The following is a 20313-nucleotide window of genomic DNA, read 5'->3' as shown; positions in this document are numbered from 1 at the left end:
GTCCGTCCCGCACCCCCGTCCGGCCCGGCCGCCCCGCGGCCGGGCCCTGCGGGAGCGCCCCCTCACCACTCGGGCGCGCCGCGTCACGCGGTCGTTGTGCGGGGTCCGTCGGCGGAGCCGGTCTCAGTTGCCGATACCGGCGGTGCCGACGCCCGAGTTGCCGATGCCGTGACTGCCGATCCCCGTGTTCTCGATGCCCGCGGTGCCCAGTCCCCAGTTGGCGATGCCGGCGTTTCCCACGCCGTGGTTGAAGGCGCCGGCGTTTCCGACTCCATGGTTGAAGACACCGGCGTTTCCTACGCCGTGGTTGCCGATTCCTGCGCTGCCCACGCCGTCGGCGCTGGCCACGCCGCTGCCGACGGCGGCCAGCATGGCCGCGCCACCCAGCGCGGTCGCCACACGAAGAAGAGTCGTGCGCATTGCTCCATACCTCCTGCTTGGCGGATCATTCCGCTCATATCCCTAACATGCCGTCAGGTCTGATCCGTGGAGAAATGCGCTAATCCGGCCTGCCGCCCGGAGGCTTCGCCCGACGGTGTGTCCGAGGCACAGCTCGATGGCCCAAGGAGACTGCTCGTCGGTGTGACGCTCTGCGCCGTTCAGGCCCGCCGACTCGGCTGAGGGGGCGCAGCCTGCTCCCAGCCCGTCGAACCGCACGGGCCGCGGGCAGGTCGGACACCCTTCGGGCGACGGGACGATGGCCGCAGAGGCCTCGGGGATCAGCCGCGGTGGCGCGCTCCGCTCGTCGGGGGTGACCGTACTGGTGACTGCCGAGGGAAACCCTGGAGGGCCTCCATCGGGTGGACCGGGCCGGGAACCGGCCTCCCGGCGCATGGGGCCGACCGCCGCTCGGCCGGCGCCCCTTCGGCCGGCGTCCCGTTCGGCCGATCCGCCACCCGGCCCCGCTCGCCGCGCCGGGCCGTGACCCTCGTCCTACGCTCGGGGCATGCGACGCCGCCCCCTGCACATGTCCGGCGAGGCCCTGGACGCCCTGCGTGCCGCGCTGGTGGAGCTCCGTACGGAGCTGAAGATCCCTCCGGCCTTTCCCAAGCGCGTACTCAAAGCAGCCGACAAGGCAGCGGCCCGACCGGAACTGGACCACAAGGACGCCACCCACCTGCCGTTCTTCACGATCGACCCGTCCACCTCCAAGGACCTCGACCAGGCCATGCATCTGGAACGGCGGCCGGGCGGCGGCTTCCGCGTGTACTACGCCATCGCCGACGTGGCCGCGTTCGTCAGGCCCGGCAGCCCCCTGGACGCCGAGGCGCGCGACCGGATCGAGACCCTCTACTTCCCCGACCTCAAAGTGCCCCTGCACCCGCCCGTGCTCTCCGAGGACGCCGCCAGCCTGCTCCCGTACAAGGACCGCCCGGCCCTCCTGTGGCAGCACGACCTCGACGCCGAAGGCAACGTCACCGGATCGACCGTGACGCGGGCCATCGTCCGCAGCCGGGCCAGGTTCAGCTACCAGGGCGTCCAGCAGGACATCGAGAACGGCACGGCCGAGGAGTCCGTCGCCCTGCTGCGCGAGATCGGCACGCTGCGGGAGAACATCGAGATCACGCGCGGGGGCATCTCGGTACACCTGCCGCATCAGGAGGTCACCTTCGAAGACGGCTCGTTCCGGCTGGACTACGCGGCGACGCTGCCGGTGGAGGGCTGGAACGAACAGATCTCCCTCATGACCGGAATGGCCGCGGCCCAGATCATGATCGACAGCGGTACGGGGATCCTCCGGACCCAGCGGGAGCAGGACGCCCCGCACGTGGTCAGGCGCCTGCACGACATCGCCACGTGCCTGGGCATCGCCTGGGACGCCGGTGTCTCGTACGCCGCACTGGTCCGCGGGCTCGATCCGAAGAACCAGAAGCACATGGCCTTCCTCACCGAGGCCACCACGACGATGCTCAGGGCGGAGTACACCGTTTTCCGCGACCACCAGACGCCGAAGCACACGATGCACGCGGCGATCGCGGCCCCGTACGCCCACTGCACGGCTCCGCTGCGCCGCCTGGTCGACCGGTACACCGGTGCGCTGTGCGTGGCGGCGTGCGCGGGCGAAGACCCGCCGAAGTGGGTGCTCGACGCCCTGCACTGCCTGCCGTGCGACATGGCACGGGGGAAGGGGGGTCTCGCGGACCGGCAGACCGTGGACCTGGCCGAGGCGGCGGTGCTCATGCACCGGGTGGGCGAGGTGTTCGACGCCGCGGTCGTCGACACCGACGCCGAGTGGAACAGGCCCCTCAACGGCAAGGTGTACCTGGCCGACCCGGCCGTACTGGCCAAGGTCAATTCGACCAACGGCCAGGACCTCCGTCTCGGAGCGAGCGTCAGGGCCAGGCTCAAGCGGGCGGACCCCTTCTCGGACGACGACAAGGTCCTCTTCACCGTCCCCTGAGCCCCGGCGCGTACCGCCCGGTGCCGGCGCCGAGGCCGCGACCGCTCCGGTCGCCTGCCACGACGTACGCGGGCTCGTGGCCCAGTCCGGGGGTCGGGGGTGGCGTCAGGCGAGCCAGCGCCCGTCCCGCATCAGTTCGCGGTCGGTCAGCTCGTCCTCCTCGCGCCAGGCCTGGATGCGGTGCGGGGTGATGCGGAACCAGCGGTAGGCGGTGGTGAGCGCGCGCGGGTCGAAGCCGGTGCGTTCCGCGAAGCGGTCACCCCGTTCCTGGGGGAGGACGTCGATGCCGAGGACCTCGACCGTGCCGTCGATCATGGTGACGTCGCGGGTGGGGCCGAGTGCGAGGCGAGCCGTCCCTGAAGCGGCCAGGTTCCTGCCGGTCGGGCTGTCCGCCGGGGTGGCCACCAGCAACGCCCGGCCGTCCCAGTCGAAGGACAGCGGTACCAGGTACGGCATACCGTCGGTGGAGGCGGTGGCCACCCATACGTCGACGTCGTGGGCGAGCCGGTGCTCGGTGTCGAGACGGCGCTGAGCACGGGAGCGAGGGCCTGTGCCCGCCTGGTCCTGGAGGATGCCGAGGACGTTGCCGTCGAGGTCGGCGACCGTGGCCACGAGCCGACCGCCGCCGACGTCGTGCGCGGGCTCGGTCACGGTCGCACCCGCCGCAGTCGCTGCGGCCAGTGCCGCCCGGATGTCCGTCACGTGCCAGTACGCCACCGGCGACGTCATCGCCTGCGGTCCGCCGCCCGGCACCAGCCCGATGTGCTGTCCTGCGGCCTCGAACCCGACGTAGTACGGCGATTCGTTGCTCGGCGGTACGCCGAGCAGGGCCGCATACACCCCCGTGGCCCTGCCCAGATCGGACACCGGGTGGAGCACGGTCCTGATTCCCGAGGTGGACGAGGTGGATGACGCGGACGAGGAGACGGTGGACGAGCCGGACATGGCACGCTCCTTGAAGTCATGGGCCGCGAAAGGCCGTTCCGTGTGAATTACAGCGTCCCGTCCGGCACGGTCCGCCGGCATCCGTGACGACCACGGAGACGACCACGGAGCGGGATCACGGATACGCGTGCGACAGAATGGAGCCATGGGAGAAGCAGCGGAAATCTCGCCTCGCGAGGCCGAGGTGCTGGAACTGGTCGGCGACCATCTCAGCAACGCCGAGATCGGGTCACGGCTGTACATCTCGGTGCGCACGGTGGAGACCCATGTCTCCTCGCTGCTGCGCAAGTTGGACGCGCCCGACCGGCGGGCACTGGCCCGGTGCGCGACCGAACGGACGCGGCCCGACCGGCAGCGTCCGGCACCGGCCCTGCCGCTGCGCCTGACCTCGTTCATCGGCCGGGAGCAGGAACGGGCCGCGCTGACCGCGATGCTCAAGGAGTCCCGACAGGTGACCGCCGTCGGTCCCGGTGGGGTCGGCAAGACCCGCCTCGCGCTGGCGGTGGCGGCGGACACCGCCGACGAGTTCGCCGACGGGGTGTGGTTCGTCGACCTCGTCCCGGTCACCGATTCCGGCATGATCGCCACCGCGGTCGCCGAGGCGCTCGGCCTCGGCGAGCAACTGGGCCGCGACATGGCCGAGTCCGTGGCCGCCGCACTGGCCGACCGCCACGCCCTGCTGGTGCTGGACAACTGCGAACAGGTCGTCGACGGGGCGGCGCTGTTCCTCGAACGCCTGCTGGCCGCCTGCCCCCACGTGCGGGTGCTGGTGACCAGCCGTTCCCGGCTGATGGTGCCGTTCGAGCGGGTGTACCCGGTCCCGCCCCTGTCCCTGTCCCTGACCCTGTCCCCGTCGTCGGCCGATGACAGGGAGGACGGCGATGACAGTGAGGGCAGTGTCGCCGGCGGGTCGGACGCGGTCGCGTTGTTCATCGACAGGGCGACATCGGTGGGCCGCCCCCTCGATCCTGCCCAGCGCGACCAGATCGCCGAGATCTGCGCACGGCTGGACGGCATGGCGCTGGCGATCGAACTGGCCGCCGCCCGGTACGCGACCCTCGGGCTGGACGGCATCACCGCCGCCCTGGCCCACCCGCTGCGCATGCTCACCGGAGGCTCCCGCGCGCAGGACCGGCACCGCTCGGTCCGGGCGGCGCTGGACTGGAGCCACAACCTCCTGGACCCGGCCGACCGGGCGCTGCTGCGCCGGGTATCGGTGTTCGTGACACCGTTCACCGCCCAAGCGGCCTCGGAGGTCACCGAGTTCGACCCGGCGACCGTGGTCGACGGATTGGCCCGGCTCGCCGAACAGAGCCTGCTGGCCGTCACCCTCGCTCCGGACGGAACCCGCTATCGGGCGCTGGAAACCCTGCGCCAATACGGGGCCGATCGCCTCACCGAGGCCGGGGAGCTCCACGACACCCGGGCTCGGCACCTCCACTGGTGCCTCACCCGGAGCGCCGAACTGGCGGCGCCGCGAGCGGACTGGCGGTCCGTGTTCGACCAGACGGCCGACGAACTGCGCGCCGCCCTCGCGTGGGCGGAAAGCCGTACGGAGCATCGCGCGGACGCCCACCGCCTCGCCCGCGCCATGGCCGAACTGGCCTTCACCCGTCATCTGATAGCAGAGTCCCAGCAGCGGTACGAGCAGGCTGCCGCGCTCGCGACCACCCCGGCCGATGCGGCGTCGATGTTCCGGCACGCCGCAGCCGTGGCCGCGTGCCGCCTGCACGGTGACGGCATGTACCGCCTCAACCGTGCGGCAGCGGACGTCGCACGCCGGGCCGGCGACACCGCCGCGGCTGCCCGCGACCTGGCGGCGGCCGCCAGCAACGCGTACCGCTTCTCCAGCAAGTTCGTCACCGGGCTCCCGCCCGAGGAAGCCGACGCGCTCATCAGCGAGGCACGGGAACTGGCCGGCGCAGACCCTGCCGCCCGGGCCGCGGTCGCCCTGGCCGAGGCCGGACGGGCCCTCACCCACACGATCGGCGCGACGCATGCGCACAGCACCGGCTCCGGCGCCAGCACCAGCACCGGCTCCGGCACCAGCGCCAGCTCCGGCACTGGCACTGGGGCTGGCACTCCCGAAGCTTCGGACGAAGCGACGCACACGGCCGGCAGCCCCGGCGCTCCGACCGTCCAGGAGGCCATCGCCTCCGCCGAACGAGCGGTCGAACTCGCCCGTCTGGAGAAGGATCCGCTTGCGGAGTCCGCCGCGCTCGACACCCTTGCCGGCGCGCTGAGCTGGGCCGGGGACGCCTTCGCGGCAGCGGCGACGGCACGGCGCCGGGTCGAGTTGCTCTCCTGCGCACCGTACGGCCCGAACGCACCGGCCGGCCCGGCCGGCACCCACGAGCTGATCGAGGCGCTCGGCGAGGCCACCGAGGCAGCCCTCGGCGTAGGAGACCTGCCGGGTGCCCGCCAGTGGGCACGGCGACTCGCGGAACACCCGCAGCTGGCCGAGGTCGGCCACCGCGCCACGGGCTGGCTCCTCGTGGCCGACACGCTGGCGGGCGATGCCGAGCAGGCCCTCACCACCGGCCTGCGGTTCCGCGACGCGTGGCAGCGGGCCGGCAGCCCGGCCCGGGCCGTCCTCGGTCCGCCCGCGGCAGCGATGGCGACGATCCACGGACTGCGCGGTGACCAGGAAGCCCAGCGCGACTGGAGCGCGTTGCTCGCACAGGTCGACCCCTCACCGTGGAACACCCACGGGTACGGGGCGGTCTTCGACGCGATCCTCATGCTTCACCAGGGGCGGCCCGAGGCAGCCCTGGAGCGGACGGCCCCCGAACCGGGCCAGGTGCGGCAGTGGACCACCTGGATATGGCTCCACTGGTACGTGGCACTGCGCGCCGAAGCCTCCGTACTGGCCGCGGCCCCCGACGCTGCCGCCCGACTGGCGAAGGCCCGGACCGCGGTGGCCGGCAACCCCGTCGCCACTGCCCTCGTGGAGCGTGCCGCGGCACTGCTCGACGCGGACACGGAACGATTGATCGCCACCGCGAGCGCGTTCGACGCCGCCGGCTGCCGCTACCAGTCGGCACGAACCCTGACCCTCGCGGGCGGCGAACACGCCGCCCGCGGCGCCCGTGCCCTCACCGAGCTCGGCCTCGCCCCGATGACCACCCCGTAGCCGCACCACGCCGGTCCGGGCCGTTCCGGTCCCGGTCCGGCGCGGTGTCCGTGGTCCGCGGTGTCCGTGGTCGTCGTGTGCCTCACACGGCTCGCTTGATGAGTTCGGTGATTCGCGCCTCGACTTCGGGTGTGGTTTCGGTCAGGGCGAAGCCTGCTGCCCACATGGGGCCGTCGTCGAGTGCGGCGAGGTCGCTGAAGCCGAGGGTGGCGTAGCGTGCCTTGAACTTCTCGGCGCTCTGGAAGAAGCAGACGACCTTGCCGTCGAGGGCGTAGGCGGGCATGCCGTACCAGAGCTTGGGGGCGAGGGTGGGGGCGTTGGCGGTGACGATGGCGTGGACGCGTTCGGCCAGGATCCGGTCGGGGTCCTGCATTTCGGCGATCTTCGCGAGTACGTCCCGTTCGGCCTCCGCGGCCTTCTGGGCGGCCGAGCCGCGGCGTGCCGCCTTCTTCTGTTCCAGGGCGTGTGCCTTCATCGCGGCCCGCTCCTCGGTGCTGAATCCCTCGTACGTGCTGGTGGTGGTGGCCATGGTTGCTCCTCGGGTCGTCGGTCGGGGCCGGTCCGGTCTGCTGCCGGGCCGGTCGCCGTGACCACAGGTTGCCCCGGTGGGGCCGGGTACCGCCTCCGTGCCGGCCACGGAGAACACCACGGACCATGACCCGGTGCCGGCTCCCGGTGGTAGGTGCGGGCCCACCGTCATCCCTCCGGGCGCCGGCAGGGGTGAGCGCGGCTGCCTCAGGGCGACGTGCTCCGGCCGGAGGCCTCCTGCACCGACCGGGCGGGCTGCCTGGGCGCCGGAACGCGAACCGCAGTACACCGTCACAGGGCAATCCCTCCGCGGCGCCCACGGCCACTTCGATGCCCAGGTCGCTGATGTCGACCTCCACCGGGGCGACGACCTGCATCACCCGCATTCCGGACGCGCTGCCTTCCGACAGGACGACGACCGGACGCCGTTCGCCGAAATCGACCCACCAGACCTCACCAGTCCTCCTGGTACGTACAAGACGCCGGGCAGGCATGCACGGGACGGGCGCCGAGGCCACCCCGGGGCGCGCCGACGGCCGTGGTGTGTTCGGTGCCGAGGAGCAGCTCCGTCACGGCGTCGCCGGCGACCGGGGTCAGCCACCGCTTGTGTCCGGGTGCGTCGGCGAGGTCGAGACCGTGGACGGCGACCTCGACCGCGCGGGTCAGGAGGAACCCCGGCAGGACCACGGCGTCGCCATGACGCGTTCGTACGGTCCGGCCGGCCTGCCGGACCGGCGCAGCCGGTCGACCCACTGCCAGGTGGCGGCAAGGCCCTGGGCGAAGGCGGCGCCGTCGCCGGACCCCGCCACGCGGTCCGCCGGCGCCGCGCCCGGCGTGTCCCGACGGGGCCCGTGCGAACACGCGGTCGCGAGCGCTAGCGGCTGGCGGCGTAGGGCAGCAGGGCCATTTCGCGGGCGTTCTTGATGGCCGCGGCGAGCTGTCGCTGCTGCCGTGCCGTGACCCGGGTGACGCGTCGGCTGCGGATCTTGCCGCGGTCGGAGATGAACTTCCGCAGCAGATCGGTGTCCTTGTAGTCGATGTACGTGATCCCGGCCGTGTCGAGCGGGTTGGGGCGGGGCTTCAGCGGCGTGGTGGTCTGTCGACGGGCCATGTGAACTCCTTGGGCTGGAGGATGTCGAGGTGCGGAACGGGTACGGGGGTGGGTACGGGTACGGGGGTGGGTACGGGGACGGCAGCGGAAACGGGTCGGGGACGGGTCAGGAGACGGGGTCGAGAAGAGAGTCGAAGGCCGCAGGCAGCCTTCGCCACGCGTCACGCCCTGCCGCGTACTCGGCGTCGGTGAGCAGGCAGGAATCGAGGAGTCGTTCCAGCCCGTCTCGATCGAGGCCGGGGGAGGTGAAGACGAGGTGCTGGCAGCAGTCACCGTGTTCGGGGTGCCAGTCGAGTGCGGCGGCGGCCCTGCGGATCGGCGGCACCATCTCCCAGGCGGCGTCGGGCAGGGAGGCCAGCCAGGGGCCGGTGTTCTCCACGCAGAGGGCGCCGCCGGCGGCGTCCCAGGCCAGCAGGGTGTCGGGACGGTCAGCGAGCCAGAACCGGCCCCGGCTGCGGGCGGCGGCACAGGAGAGGTCCTCCAGGGCGTCGAAGAGGCGCTCGGGATGGAACGGCCGCCGACGCTGCCAGACGAAAGTACTGACTCCCGATTCGTCGGCCTCCTGGGGAAGCAGGGCGCACGCGGGGTGCTGCGCCGCCGCTGCCGCCTCCACGTCGAAGCCCGCGAACGCCAGACGCGCCAGTTCTCCGGACCCGGCCGGCACCTGGCGGGCCGTCGGGTGGAGCTGGGAGAGCAGGGCGCGGTCCTCGGCGTCGGCCTCCTCACTCTCCACCACGGCGAGCACGGGGGCGTACTCGAGCTGCCGGGCCCAGGTGTCCCCCACCGTCCGCTGGTCGGTGGCGGCCGCCGCGAGCCCGACGTCGGCCAGGTCGTCGCCGTTGGCGAGGCAGGGCAGTACGAGGGAGGGATCCACCGCGGTGATCACGCTGGTGAGTTCGAGCGCCGGGCGGCCGTGTCCGGCGATGACCTCGGCCATGGCCCTGGGTTCGACGGAGTCCCACAGTTCGACGACGGCCAGGCGTGCGGTACCGCTGTCGGCCAGCCGCAGGAGTTCGGGGACCAGGTCCTCGCGCAGAGCGCAGCAGGCGCAGTCGTTGGCGAGCGGAGTCTTCGCTCGGGAGAGGTCGCCCGAGGCGTCCCTCACCACGCGCAGCACCGTTCCGGTGGGTGCGGCGGCCAGGTCGTGGTGGAGCGCGATGCTGCCGGGTACGCAGTCCAGCAGCCGCTGCACCACCTCCTTGCGGGCGTCCGAGTGGAGGCCGCCCACGATGGCGACGGGAAGGGTCACGGCTTGCTCCCGTAGCGGCGCTCGAAGCGCTCGACCCGGCCGGCGGTGTCCAGGACACGGGCGGTGCCGGTGTAGAAGGGGTGGCTCTGTGAGGAGATCTCGACGTCGATCACGGGGTAGACCTGGCCGTCCTCCCACTCGATCGTCTTGTCGCTGGTGGCGGTGGAGCGGGTGAGGAAGGCGAAGTCGGCGGCCTTGTCGCGGAAGACGACGGGGCCGTAGGCGGGGTGGATCCCGGGCTTCATGATGCTGTCCTTCTGGGAGTGGGTGTGGCCGGTGCCGGTGCCGGTGCCGGCGTTCAGCGCTCTTCGCGGAAGTCGACGTGCCGGCGGATCACCGGGTCGAACTTCCGCAGCACCATCCGGTCCGGATCGTTTCGCCGGTTCTTGCGGGTGACGTAGGTGTAGCCGGTGCCCGCCGTGGAGCGCAGCTTGATGACCGGGCGTACTTCGTTGCGTGCCATGCCGCTACTATATGGGAATGATTTCCATTATCGATACCGTGTCCGCGGTGGAGAGGCAGGCAAGCCCATGTCCGCACACTGCCAACTGACCGGAGCCAAGCCGGGATTCGGCAACAACATCTCCCATTCGCACCGGCGTACGTCCCGCCGCTTCGACCCCAATATCCAGCGCAAGAGGTACTGGCTGCCCAGCGAGGGCCGACACGTCCGGCTCACGCTCAGCGCCAAGGCCGTCAAGACCATCGACAGCATCGGCATCGAGGCTGCGGTGGCGCGGATCCGCGCACGTGGGGCGAAGGTCTGATGGCCAAAGCGAGCAAGATCGGGCAGAACGAGAAGCGGAAGGCGATCGTCGAGCGGTACGCCGCTCGGCGGGCGGAGCTGAAGGAGACCATTCGGAGGCCGTCCGCCACCGGGGCCGAACGGGAAGCGGCCATGGCGGAGCTGCGCAAGCAGCCGCGCGATGCGAGCGCGACCAGGGTCCGCAACAGGGACAGCGTCGACGGTCGGCCCCGCGGGTACATCCGGAAGTTCGGGCTGTCCCGGGTGAGGCTGCGGCAGCAGGCGCACGCCGGATTCCTCCCCGGAGTCACCAAGTCGTCCTGGTAGCAAGGGCGTCAGAAGGGCGCGACACCGAACCGGCCCACGTCTTCGGCAGCGCGCGGGTCGCGTGACGCCGCGCACCGGGTCGGCCGGATGCGTCGCATGTCTCGGGGCGGCGACGCCGTCGGTACCGCTGGTGGCTCAGTACCGCCGGTACCGGCTCCCCGGCGACTCGGCCACTCGGCGACTCGGCCACGGCCCGCCGTACCCCCTGCTCGGTGGGGTGCGGCGGGCCGTGGCGTTGTCCTGCCCCGCCGTCGAACGGTGTCGGCGAGCCCGAAGGGACCGCCCACCCCGCCCCCACCCCCACCCCACCCCGGTCCATCGCCGCCGGCACCGACGGCTCGTACGACCGGCCCGGCCTCCACCGCGCCGCCGGGCACCTTTCCGTGACGCCCTGCGCTCGGGCGTACAGACGGGAGGGGTCAGCCGATGCGGACGGTGATCTCGGGGAGGGGGATGTCGGAGAGGTCCAACTGGAGCCCGGTCAGGGTCAGGTAGGTCTGCGAGTCGGTCAGGGCAGAGGTGGTGGACGGAGCCTGTGTCTTCCCGCGCGTGCTCACCAGCAGGTGCCAGCCGCCGCGCTTGTAGCTGCGGGAGGCGTCGGGCCGGTCGCCGTTGGGGTTCGGCGTCCAGCCCTGGCGCTCCAGCTCCGCGCAGACCGCGTCCATCTCCGACTGCGCTGCGGCCTTCTCACGGACGGCCACCCAGCCCGTCCTGTTCATGTTGGCGCCGACCGCGACGGTCGGGCGTCCCTGCTCCGGGTCGAGCCCCGCCGCGCTGACCGCGGTCCGGATCACCTCGTCCACGGCGTCCCGCGTGAGGGGCGGTGACGTGGACTCCGGCGTGGGAGCCACGGCGGACAGGGAGGGCATGGGCGCGGGCGCACCGAGGTGGATGCGCCCGTCGTCCTGTATCCGGACATGGTCGGGCAGGACCACGGCGGCCACACTCGCGATCAAGGTCGCGGCCAGCCCGATCCATACTCTTCTCAAGAGTGCGTTCAGCGCGAAACTCCCCCCGAGTGATCATTCAGAGGGAGTTTCACACACAGGGGTCGGTCGCGGCAGCTCCCGAGGGGAAGGACAGGACCGGCGACCGGGGCTCCGGCACATGAGGTGGTGCGCCGATCGCAAATCACTGGCAGATCTCGCGCATATCTCGTCACACGTCCCTTCAGGGCTTAAGGTGCCGTTACCCGGCCGGGTATCAGAGTGAAAACCGATGCCACTCCGCTGGAGGATGACTCTCCGTGTCGCACGTTTCACAAGCCTCCGTCACCACCCCCGACGGTGAGCCGACCCCGCCCGTCCCCACCACGTACGGCGAGGTCAAAGGGTGGTTCTCGGCGTATGACCAGGCGCTCTTCGACTGGTTCCTGACACGCCAGAACAGCGATGAGGGGCAGCCGGGCGACCTGCTGGAACTCGGTGCGTTCATGGGGAAGAGCGCGATCTTCCTCGGACGGTACCTCCGGCCCGGCGAGGAGTTCACCGTCTGTGACCTCTTCGACTCGCCCGCGACGGACGACTTCAACATCGCGGAGAACCGCAGTTCCTACCCCACGCTCACGCGGCGCGGATTCGAGACGAACTACCTCGCCTTCCACGAGGCACTGCCGACGCTGATCCAGGCCCCCACCTCGGTCGTCGCCGACGAGGTCAAGCCGACGAGCTGCCGATTCGTGCACGTCGACGCCTCACATCTCTACGAGCACGTCGTCACGGACATTGCGTCCTCACGTACCGTCGCGACCCCGGATGCCGTGGTGGTCTTCGACGACTACCGCTCCGAGCACTGTCCCGGCGTCGCCGCCGCCGTCTGGAGCGCCGTCGCCACGGGCGACCTGCACCCCATCTGCGTCTCCGCCTCGAAGCTCTACGCGACCTGGGGCGACCCGGAGCCCCACCAGGCGGCACTGCTCGCGTGGCTGGAGGAGCGCTCCGACCTCTGGCACGGCGTGGACATGATCGACGGCCGCCGCCTCGTACGCATCGGGGACCAGGGCGTGGTCGCGCCGACGCCGCCGCAGCCGCTGCACCCCGCGCCGCCGGCGGAACCGGCGCCGGCCCCCGCTACGGCCGCCCGCAGGCCCGGTGCCCGCTGGCGCAAGCTGGCCAAGGATCTGCTCCCGCCCGTGATCACCCGCGCGATTGTCGCCCGGAACCGCCGTCGAAGGGGCTGACGCCGAAGCCCGACACCGAAGCCCGGCACCACTGCGCCCGGACCGGATCCGGTCCGGGCGCAGTGGTGCCTCCCCTTCACCGGTACGCACCGCCTGCACTCACGAGAGCCGGTCAGGCCCAGGCGGTTCGCCTCTACCAGGCATGCCAGAGCACACCATGCCGGTGACGGACCGGCGGCATGTCTACGTCGTCAAGTACGTGGCCGGCTCGGTGCAGCCCTCGGATCCGCTGGGCGTCGAGTCGATCCCGGAGCCGGGCCCGGCCCTGGGCCGTGGCGATCTCGGCGGAAAACGAGCCCTTCCTGCAGTAGAGCAGCATCCACTGCCAAGAGGTGAGCCGACGCAGCGTCTTCGCCGGGACGGGACGACGGCCTTCGCGGGCGGCACGAGCCAGTTCAGCATGCGCGAAGCGCAGGTCGTACAACGACATGGACTCCGATGAGTCCTCCCGGACGCGGAGTCGTGTGGGGGTCGTGCGGACTGTTCGGGACATCGAAAGCCTCCGTATGTCCCTCCGGGCTTTCCAGAGGGCACCTACGGCGGGTGCGTAGGAGTCAGCACAACTCAGCTCCCTGTGTCGGTCCCGGCGAAGTCCCAACAGCACAGTAGACGCCCGACAGGGCGTCGGACACTGGTTCGGACGTGCACCCGCCGGTAACGGGACGCCGGCTCTGCCGTACGCGATCTGCGCAACGGTCTTCCCCGACCGACCGACCGACCGACCGACCGGCACGCCCCCGGGGCGGTCGGCGGCGGCGCAGCGTGACTGGACCGCGGGACACTTCCCCGTTGCGGGTAGCAGCACTGCGCTCACAGGGCGGCAGGACGACCTGCCCTCCGCCCGGGGCGATGAGATCGCCTCCGACGGCCGACCCTCAGTGGGCCAGCTTGGGGATCAGGGTTTGAAGGAGCTGCTGCATTGCCGTGAACGTGCCGTCAACTTCGGCGTCGCTGAGCGGCGGCTTCGGCTCGGCCTCGACCTTGCAGTCGAGGTTGCGGGCAAGGACTCTCAGTCCGACGGTGGGATGGTTCGAGCCACGGTAGCGGAAGGCCTGGTCCCCGAGGCCGGACACCGCCTCCGGGGGGCCGTACAGCGACGACGACCGGCCGAGTTCGAACCCGTCAACGGCCTTCGCCACGTCCGTCCACGCGCTGCAGAGGACGGTGACCTCGACCGTGCCCGCGCCCGTACCGCCGCGGGACATGGACTGCTCGCACATGGAGCCGGAGACCACCTCGGGCTCGAGCCCGGTGTTGTAGCCGTCGCGTGCGCCCTCAAGCCGGAACACCTCCGCGAACTCCTGGAAGTCGACGTGCGCGCAGAGAGATCTGGGTGGGGGATAGTCCCCCGGCTTGACCGTCACCGTACCGTCGTCCGGCGACGGCGGGCTCGCGATCGGTGCGGGTGAAGCGTGGGAGCCACCCATGGCGATCGCCAGCCTGATCAGCAGGCCCACGGCGACGAACGAGGCCCCGATCACCGCCCAGAACTTGTTACGACTCGTATCCGCCATGACGCCCCGTCCCCCTCCGCTGTCCCACGACACCAGAACGCTGCCGAGCACTTGACAGGCATCAGCCGACAGTGCACGGACTCACCCACCCGTGGCGGAACCGCGGAAACCCCACGGGGCATCAGGGGGGACGGCAGATCGAGCCCCGGCAGTTCCCGCCCGGCTCGGCCCCGTCCATGCGGACGACGCAGGCACCCCCGTGCTGCAACTCCGCATCGACTCTCTCCACAGCCCGACCGACCGGCCTCGCCCCATGCCCAGGGGAGCCGTTGTCACAGTCGGCGGTTACCTTGCAGATCAGGAGCACCATCACGACGGTGCGCAGGAGCGGGGAGCGGTCATGGACATCGAGGTGGGGTACGCGCAGGCGTGGGACCCGGAGGCGCGTGCGCCCTGGCGGCCGATCTCCGCCGGGGCGGCCCGGGAGCGGGACGCCGCCGGGCTTCCGTACGTTGTGGTGTACCGGGAGCCGGGCCGCGAGGTCCCGCTGGAGGTCCGGCTCGTCTCCTGGCGGGACCACTATGTCGGGCTGTGGGCGTACGACGCCCAGGGCCGCCGCACCCACGACCTGGACATGCGGCTGCTGGACGAACCGACGCGGTTGCTGCGCAGGTACACCGTCGCCTGGCACTACACCGACCCGGAGATGCCGGAGTTCGACGAGAAGTGCCCGCGCAGCACCGTGGAGCTCTTCCCGGACGGGCGAGGACAGCGAACGCAGGAGCCCCGGGGGAAGGGAGGGGGTGCACACGTCACCTCTCCGGCCCTCGGTGACGACGAGCGCTGGATGGACCGCCCGGCATTCGGGGAGTGGCCGCTCCTCTCGGCCGAGGCGCACGGGCTCACCGACCCGCCGACCTTCGTGGAGGCTGACCCGGGCAAGTGCCAGTGCCAGTGCGCGGGCGAGGGCCAGGTCGCAGGTGAGGGCGCGGCGGACGAACCCGGTGACGGAGACGCCCCCGTCACGTGCTGGCGTCCGCCGCGCCCCGCACAGCCCGGGCCGATCGACAAGCTGTTCCTGCCCGGGGTGCGCGTGACCGACGGGTACCACCCCGAGATGACCGTCGTGGAGCCGCGCCGGGTCGCCAGCCTGCGCGTACCCAGCGGGCTGCTGGCGGTCTCCGGCCCGGACGCAGACGAAGGCGACGGGCCGCGCATCACGGTCCCCGTCCCGCCGGGGGAGTACGTACTCGACGAAGCCCGCGTCCGCTACAGCTACCACTGCGAGTGGCGCAACGCTGAGGTCACGACCACGGCTCGGACTGCCGTCCGCTTCCTCGTCAGCGAAACCCCCGCCGCGGCCTGGGAGATGGCCCTCGGCGCGGACGACGATCCGCGGCTGTTCGTAGAGGAGCAGATAGCCGGCTTCGACACTGACGGCGCCACCGGTTGTTTCGCCGACGCCGGGGCCTGGGAGTCGCTCGTCGCGCTCTACGAGCGCGGGCTGATCCAGGGAGAGCCGGACCTGGACGGATACGAAGACCTCGACGACGGTTCCCTCTTCATGCAGCGCACTTGGGACGAGACCTCCGGCGGCGACCTCATGGCCTTCGCCACGACCGGGGACGGAACCTACCCCGTGTGGGTCGGACGTTCCGCCGCAGGCGAGGTGGTCGCCGTCGTGGTGCCGATCGAAGGGATGCCCGAGGTGCTCGCGGAGCGGGACGGAGCCGATGCCGATGCCTGACACGATGTACGTGACGTTCGAAGATTCCTGGGACACGAAGTCCCGTACGGGCGGTCGCGCCCTGTCCCACGAGGAGGCGCGTGTCCGGGACACCGCCGGCCTTCCGTACGCGGTGGTCTACCGCGTACCGGGCCGCGAAGTTCCGCTCGGGGTACGGATGGTGGCATGGCAGGCCGGCGCCCTGGACAGCTGGGCCTACGACGAGCACGGCCGCCGGACCGCCGAGGCCGAGCTGCAGATGCGAACCGACGAGGGGCGACTGCTCGTCCGACGCCTGCTGGTGCGGCGGTACCCGGACGGGCGGACGGGCGAGTTCGATGTGCACTGCCCGCGGACGGCGGTGGAGCTCTCGGCCGACGGTACCGCCCGCATATCGCACCAGCCCGAGGGCATGCGGGGCGACTCCCTCGAAGTACAACTGACGGTGGCCGACGAGCACCTGTGGACCGCGCGTCCCTGCTTCGACGACTGGCCGGCGCTTCCGGTCACGGACACGCTGCCGAACTGGGTCGCCGCGGAGCTGGCCGCCGCAGAGCGAGCCCCGGCGGAGTCCGGCCGGCGCCGGGAGCCCTCCAGGCTCCTCGGGTCGACCGACTTCGACCGGGCCTTCCGGCCCGGCACACGCATCGGCGGGGTGCGGGTCCTCGAGGCCGTCGACTACGGCAGCGTGCGCGTGCCGAGCGGGGTGCTGGCGGTGGACTGCCCGCAGAGCGGGGACGAGGAACCAAGGATCACCGTGGCCGTGCCGCCGGGCACGTACCCGGTGAAGGCAGCCTCGGTCGAGGTCGCGGACAGGGGTTACGGGCCCTACGAGGAGCTCGTGGCCGTACGTCTCCAGGTCTCCGACGCTCCTGTCGCGGCTTGGGAGATGGCACTGGGTCCGGGCGACGACACGCTCCGGCTCCATGCCGGGGCAGCCTTCGGCTTCGGCACGGACGCGGCAATGGGCGCCTTCGGCGACGCCGCGACCTGGCAGCACCTGCGGGAACTGCTGGAGCGGGCGCACCGGCCGGATTCCCCGTGGGCCGACAGGATCGCCGGTACCGAGGCCGGCGCGCATCTCGACGGCGGCGGCCTGGGCGCGGACATGGCGGTCTTCCACACGGGCGGCGATGGCGTCCACCCGGTCTGGGTGGGCCGCTCAGCCACCGGAGAGGTGGTGTGCGTCGTTGTCGAGACAGGCCTCGATCTGGACCTCGACGCCTGAGCCCGCCCCCGCGCGCTCCCTTCGCGGACATGTGAACGAGGCCACGGGACCGGGACCCGCCCGCGGGAGCGGAGGGGCCTGCTGCCCGAGGGCACGATCCCGTCGAAGGCACGGGAGTCCGGGTCCGCCACCGTTCTGCCTCCGAACCACAGCCGAAGACGCTTTCGCAGTTCGCTCGGTGGACGACCCCTCGGGGCGGCGTCGTGAGCCGGCTCATGATGCGCTCAAGCCAGATGGGCGCCGATGAGTTTTTCCCAGGAGCGGATGAAGGACGGGTAGTCGGCGGCGAACTCGTCGAGTGCCGAGGCCGCGGCCGGGGTGAGGGGCGTCATGTCATAGGTGACTGTGACCTTGCTGCCGGAGTCGGCTGCTGCCAGGGCGGCGGTAACCGTTCCGGCCCGGGCGCCGGGGGTGATCCGGGCGTACGAGACCGACCGCGGGAAGTCGCGGGAGGCGACGAGCCAGGTCGTCGCCTCTTCGCCGGACGAGGTGAGCCAGACGGTCCCCGGCGCCGTGTCGTCGGGCGTCCTGACCGGGAAGACGGGTTCCCAGCCCGGCACCCACTCGCGCTCACCCCGGGCAGTGAAGAGACGGAAGGCGGCTTCGGGCGGAAGCGGAACGTGCAGCGTGGCTCTCATGACACGACGGTTCATTTCTCCTGCAGACGGTGCGCGTCGTCGGCGGTCAGCTCCAGCCCGTAGACGTCCTTGAGCTGCTCGATCTTGGCGAGAGTGTCCGCCGAGAAGGGCGTTCTGCCGTCGAACGAGTGCAGGACGATTCCCTCGACGAGCTCGCCGAGAGGCATGTCGAGGTACTCGGCCAGCGCTTTGAGCACCTTCAGCAGATTCCGCTCGATGCGCAAGCCGGTCTGAGTTCGTTCAATCGTTACCATGGTACCAAGGTAACGCACGCGGGTGGGGCCCCTGCACCCTGCACCCTGCGCCTCGCCCCCACAAGCTGCAGGCCTCCCTGGCCGACTGGTTGTCGGGCGCCTTGTGGGCCGTGTGTGCCCTATGAGCCTTGTGCGGGCGGGCTGCGCGGGGTGCGTCGCGGTTCATCGCAGGGAAGGGCGTCGCCGCAGGCTGGCGGCGTGAGACCGTTGAAGATCACGGGATTGACCCAAGCAGGTACCAGCTCCGTTCCCACACCGTCCTTCGTCACGCACTGCGTACTGACCGGTAGTGTCCATGGCGTCACGATTGATCGCCCTCCGCACCCAGCGTGGCGCACCCCACGAGTGGGCGCCGAACGAACCTGCGGCAGCCGGTGCTCATGGATACGGGCGAGTGCGACGGCAGCGCCCACGACGACGCAGGGCGCCAGGAACGGAGCAAAGATCACGGCCAGGTGCAGAAGGCTCTTCGTCCCTGCCCGGACATCTCCCGCACAAGATCGGTTCCGGCTTCCCTCATGGTCGAGCGGCATGCTCCGGGCCGGTCCGGTCCGGTCCGGTGCAATGCGGTCGTGCGTGTCGCGGCCACGCCCCTGCTCCGCCCCGGGCCTGGCGGTGGGGCGTGCGGGGGCGTGGCGAGCCGCAGGCAGGGACGGGGCTGTGGGGGCGTACCGCTGTCGTGGAAACGGCATTTCGCACCCTCGGGAACTCGGACAACGCGGCCCCTGTTCAGACAAGCGCCTCCGACACACAGCCGGCTGTCGGTCCCACGCACCTCGTCCAGTTCAGCAACGGGGTCGGGGCGGTTCAATCGTGGCCCGCGCGGCGCGTGTCTCCCATCCCATCCCATCCGTGAGGGTGAGGCGGGTCGACCTCTGCGCGGGGTGTTCCTGGAGGAGTATCGCCCTGCGGCCTGGTAGCGGCTTGGGGCACCGGCGGGCGGCTGGGGGAGTCCGTGGGTGTCGGCGGGCGTCTGGCGGAAGCCGATGCCCCGTGAACTGGTGTGAGACGTGCTGGTGTGCGGTGGCGGTTGGGGGCGTCCGCCACGTCCTGTTGCGGGTCGTGTGCGTGCGGTGACTGCCGGCCTGTCGGGGTGCTGGGGTGCTGGGTGGTTGTCGGTTCGGTATTGAGGGTTCGATGCCCTGGTTGGTTCCGGCAGCTGCCTGCCCCTGCTCCCGGCCCCTGGTCGGGTGTGTCCTGTGCCGGTAGGGCGCGGGGTCGGGTCCCGCCTGGCCGGCTTGCCCGGACTGGGTTCTGGTCCGACGCGGCCCGCCCGGCTGCCTGCCTTCTACTCCGGTGTTGCGTCGGAGTTGGCGTCTTTTCGGTTTTGGTCGGGTGTGTGGTGCGTGTGGTGTGTTAGAGGCCGAGGGCGATGGCGATGCGGGTCATTTCGGCGGTGGTGTTGACGTTGAGCTTGGCGCGGATGCGGCGGAGGTAGGCGTCGACGGTGTGCTTGGAGAGTCCCATGTGGCGGGCGGTCTGGAGGTAGGTGTGTCCGGCGGCGATGTGTCGGAGCGCTTCCTGTTCGCGGGGGGCGAGTTCGGGGGTGGGGGTGGGGTGGGGGGTGGTGAGTGTGTGAGTCATGGGATTTCCTCTGCCGGGGCGGCTGGGTCATCGCTGCTCGCGTCCTCGGAAGCAGGAAGGGGACATCTGGCGAAGTGTCCCTTTTGTTCTCTTAGGTAGAGCGTGGCTGCGGGAATTCATGGGGTTGTCCGTCGTCTGTCACGGGTGTGTGACAGGCCCGGGTCCGGGGTGTCCACGGGTCGGCCGGGCCGGGCGGGCTGGTGCCGGTGTCGGGGCGGGGGTGGCCGGTGGTATGGGTCGTCGTTGTCGGGGCGGGTGTGCGGGCGGGTCCGGTTCGTGTCGTCGGGTGCGGTTGCGATGGTGGTTTCGGTGCATGCGTCGAAACGCCTCTGCTGCCGGGAACGGCTGCGCGAGGCGTGGCTCCTGCTGGGTGGATGCTTTGTTCGTCCGGATGCGGATCTTGTGGATCGACGCTCTGCATGGCCGGTGCGGGGCCGTCGACGACGGGCGTCCGGGCGGCCCGGATCGGAGACCACAGTCCGGAACCGGGCCCGGGCGCCGGGGCCGGGCGGCAACCGGTACGGAATCCGAGGCGGGGACGGGGGTCGAGCCGGGGCGAGCCCCACGACGCCACGGACACAAGCAACAGCCGGCACCGGTCCGGACGGGGGGCAGGCGCTGTGTCCGCCGCGTACGGGGTGTCGTGTCGGGGCCGGTGGTGGCCCTCACCGGGGTGTGTCGTTCCGAGGGGTGAGGGCGGTATGCCGGCCCTGCGGCCCTGCGGCCCTGCGGCCCTGCGGCCCTGCGGCCCTGCGGCCCTGCGGCCCTGCGGCCCTGCGGCCCTGCGGCCCTGCGGCCCTGCGGCCCTGCG

Annotated in this window: 21 protein-coding genes and 2 pseudogenes; 8 read left to right on the top strand and 15 right to left on the bottom strand. The window is 71.4% G+C overall.

What is annotated here, in order from left to right:
- Positions 1-123: 123 nt before the first annotated feature.
- Positions 124-420, bottom strand: coding sequence for a hypothetical protein (locus tag ACIPXC_RS33750; RefSeq protein WP_401625966.1), 297 nt, complete (start codon positions 418-420; stop codon positions 124-126).
- Between the two features lie 526 nt (positions 421-946).
- On the opposite strand from ACIPXC_RS33750, the gene ACIPXC_RS33745 reads away from it, so the two are divergent.
- Positions 947-2401 carry an RNB domain-containing ribonuclease gene (locus ACIPXC_RS33745; protein ID WP_401625964.1) on the top strand — a complete coding sequence of 485 codons (1455 nt, stop codon included), beginning with the start codon at positions 947-949 and terminating at the stop codon, positions 2399-2401.
- Positions 2402-2506: 105 nt separating this feature from the next.
- Here ACIPXC_RS33745 and ACIPXC_RS33740 read toward each other — a convergent pair whose 3' ends face one another.
- A complete protein-coding gene (locus tag ACIPXC_RS33740) occupies positions 2507-2974 on the bottom strand; it encodes a pyridoxamine 5'-phosphate oxidase family protein (RefSeq protein WP_401625969.1) in 468 nt (155 codons plus the stop codon).
- A pseudogene (locus ACIPXC_RS33735) lies at positions 2960-3346 on the bottom strand (VOC family protein); the annotation flags it as partial. The pseudogene ACIPXC_RS33735 and the gene ACIPXC_RS33740, both read right to left, overlap by 15 nt.
- Positions 3347-3491: 145 nt before the next feature.
- Between ACIPXC_RS33735 and ACIPXC_RS33730 the strand changes: the two are divergent.
- Positions 3492-6479: an ATP-binding protein gene (locus tag ACIPXC_RS33730; protein ID WP_401625961.1), complete on the top strand. Its 2988-nt coding sequence runs from the start codon at positions 3492-3494 to the stop codon at positions 6477-6479.
- Between the two features lie 82 nt (positions 6480-6561).
- Here ACIPXC_RS33730 and ACIPXC_RS33725 read toward each other — a convergent pair whose 3' ends face one another.
- The 7 genes and pseudogenes from ACIPXC_RS33725 to rpmG all read right to left on the bottom strand — a co-directional run bounded on the left by ACIPXC_RS33725 (position 6562) and on the right by rpmG (position 9830).
- Positions 6562-7008, bottom strand: coding sequence for an iron chaperone (locus ACIPXC_RS33725; RefSeq protein ID WP_401625958.1), 447 nt, complete (start codon positions 7006-7008; stop codon positions 6562-6564).
- Positions 7009-7255: 247 nt separating this feature from the next.
- Positions 7256-7501: pseudogene (locus ACIPXC_RS33720) on the bottom strand (hypothetical protein); the annotation flags it as partial.
- A gap of 168 nt (positions 7502-7669) precedes the next feature.
- On the bottom strand, positions 7670-7816 hold the full coding sequence (locus tag ACIPXC_RS33715; protein ID WP_401625956.1) for a hypothetical protein: 147 nt from the start codon (positions 7814-7816) through the stop codon (positions 7670-7672).
- A 65-nt stretch (positions 7817-7881) separates the two neighbouring features.
- Positions 7882-8118: a 30S ribosomal protein S18 gene (gene rpsR / locus ACIPXC_RS33710; protein WP_401625953.1), complete on the bottom strand. Its 237-nt coding sequence runs from the start codon at positions 8116-8118 to the stop codon at positions 7882-7884.
- A gap of 106 nt (positions 8119-8224) precedes the next feature.
- Positions 8225-9367, bottom strand: coding sequence for a CobW family GTP-binding protein (locus ACIPXC_RS33705; protein ID WP_401625950.1), 1143 nt, complete (start codon positions 9365-9367; stop codon positions 8225-8227).
- Complete coding sequence (locus ACIPXC_RS33700) at positions 9364-9612, bottom strand: type B 50S ribosomal protein L31 (RefSeq protein WP_046780186.1); 249 nt, start codon at positions 9610-9612, stop codon at positions 9364-9366. The genes ACIPXC_RS33705 and ACIPXC_RS33700 overlap by 4 nt, the downstream gene beginning before the upstream one ends.
- A 53-nt stretch (positions 9613-9665) precedes the next feature.
- On the bottom strand, positions 9666-9830 hold the full coding sequence (rpmG, locus tag ACIPXC_RS33695; protein WP_030772340.1) for a 50S ribosomal protein L33: 165 nt from the start codon (positions 9828-9830) through the stop codon (positions 9666-9668).
- 67 nt (positions 9831-9897) lie between these two features.
- On the opposite strand from rpmG, the gene rpmB reads away from it, so the two are divergent.
- Entirely contained in the window at positions 9898-10134 is a 237-nt protein-coding gene (rpmB, locus tag ACIPXC_RS33690; protein ID WP_401625946.1) for a 50S ribosomal protein L28, read from the top strand.
- On the top strand, positions 10134-10439 hold the full coding sequence (gene rpsN, locus ACIPXC_RS33685; protein WP_401625943.1) for a 30S ribosomal protein S14: 306 nt from the start codon (positions 10134-10136) through the stop codon (positions 10437-10439). Before rpmB ends, rpsN begins: the two co-directional genes overlap by 1 nt.
- Positions 10440-10858: 419 nt before the next feature.
- On the opposite strand, the gene ACIPXC_RS33680 is transcribed toward rpsN, so the two are convergent.
- Positions 10859-11383: a hypothetical protein gene (locus ACIPXC_RS33680; RefSeq protein ID WP_401625940.1), complete on the bottom strand. Its 525-nt coding sequence runs from the start codon at positions 11381-11383 to the stop codon at positions 10859-10861.
- A gap of 302 nt (positions 11384-11685) precedes the next feature.
- On the opposite strand from ACIPXC_RS33680, the gene ACIPXC_RS33675 reads away from it, so the two are divergent.
- Entirely contained in the window at positions 11686-12618 is a 933-nt protein-coding gene (locus ACIPXC_RS33675) for a class I SAM-dependent methyltransferase (RefSeq protein WP_401625937.1), read from the top strand.
- A gap of 142 nt (positions 12619-12760) precedes the next feature.
- On the top strand, positions 12761-13060 hold the full coding sequence (locus tag ACIPXC_RS33670) for a hypothetical protein (protein ID WP_401625935.1): 300 nt from the start codon (positions 12761-12763) through the stop codon (positions 13058-13060).
- A 433-nt stretch (positions 13061-13493) separates the two neighbouring features.
- On the opposite strand, the gene ACIPXC_RS33665 is transcribed toward ACIPXC_RS33670, so the two are convergent.
- Positions 13494-14132: a hypothetical protein gene (locus ACIPXC_RS33665; protein ID WP_401625933.1), complete on the bottom strand. Its 639-nt coding sequence runs from the start codon at positions 14130-14132 to the stop codon at positions 13494-13496.
- Positions 14133-14472: 340 nt separating this feature from the next.
- Between ACIPXC_RS33665 and ACIPXC_RS33660 the strand changes: the two genes are divergently transcribed.
- Positions 14473-15819: a DUF4241 domain-containing protein gene (locus tag ACIPXC_RS33660; protein ID WP_401625931.1), complete on the top strand. Its 1347-nt coding sequence runs from the start codon at positions 14473-14475 to the stop codon at positions 15817-15819.
- 10 nt (positions 15820-15829) lie between these two features.
- Positions 15830-17026 carry a DUF4241 domain-containing protein gene (locus ACIPXC_RS33655; protein ID WP_401625928.1) on the top strand — a complete coding sequence of 399 codons (1197 nt, stop codon included), beginning with the start codon at positions 15830-15832 and terminating at the stop codon, positions 17024-17026.
- Between the two features lie 224 nt (positions 17027-17250).
- On the opposite strand, the gene ACIPXC_RS33650 is transcribed toward ACIPXC_RS33655, so the two are convergent.
- From ACIPXC_RS33650 to ACIPXC_RS33640, 3 genes are all read right to left on the bottom strand, one after another.
- Positions 17251-17664 (bottom strand): hypothetical protein, encoded by a 414-nt coding sequence (locus tag ACIPXC_RS33650; protein ID WP_401625925.1) that lies wholly within the window; start codon positions 17662-17664, stop codon positions 17251-17253.
- A gap of 11 nt (positions 17665-17675) precedes the next feature.
- Entirely contained in the window at positions 17676-17918 is a 243-nt protein-coding gene (locus tag ACIPXC_RS33645; RefSeq protein ID WP_401625922.1) for a hypothetical protein, read from the bottom strand.
- Between the two features lie 1356 nt (positions 17919-19274).
- Entirely contained in the window at positions 19275-19502 is a 228-nt protein-coding gene (locus ACIPXC_RS33640; protein WP_401625919.1) for a response regulator transcription factor, read from the bottom strand.
- Positions 19503-20313 lie beyond the last annotated feature (811 nt).

Origin of the sequence: Streptomyces sp. NPDC090021, from assembly GCF_044748225.1 — a bacterium.
GTDB lineage: Bacteria > Actinomycetota > Actinomycetes > Streptomycetales > Streptomycetaceae > Streptomyces.
This window is presented reverse-complemented; position numbering and strand designations above follow the sequence as displayed.